1 protein-coding gene is annotated in these 424 nt (G+C 34.9%); it reads right to left on the reverse strand.

Translation table 11 applies throughout. The features are described 5' to 3' along the window. The coding region (gene tnpA, locus ACSV5T_RS09730) for an IS200/IS605 family transposase (RefSeq protein WP_438320976.1) at positions 1-280 on the reverse strand (280 nt) is incomplete at its 3' end. Positions 281-424: the final 144 nt, after the last annotated feature.

Here is a 424-nt window from a genome sequence, read left to right on the forward strand (position 1 = left end):
CGTGTTTATCGAATATCATGAGGCTACTTTTACTTTTTAAATATCCCATAAAACTCGATACGCTTAAATGTGGTGGTATCGTTACTAACATATGAATATGATCCGGACAGCATTCCGCTTCAATAATCTCTACATTTTTTCTCTTACATAAATCTCGTAAGATTTTACCTACATCAGCTTTTATCCGACCATAAATTATTTGTCTTCTATACTTTGGAGCAAAAACAATATGATATTTACATCTCCATTTACTATGTGATAAGCTTTTTACGTCATTCATTGACATTGAACCTCCTATGTTGAAATGTTGTGGTTGCCAGACCAACTTCATTCTATCACTAGGAGGTTCTTTCCTTTTCTCTAAGAATTTTTTACCGACCCCCAGTTTAACTGGGGGTTTAGTCATGCCTATTCGGCGTACAAA

Source organism: Veillonella sp. ZSJB6 (genome assembly GCF_051549505.1).
In the GTDB taxonomy this organism is placed as follows: domain Bacteria; phylum Bacillota; class Negativicutes; order Veillonellales; family Veillonellaceae; genus Veillonella.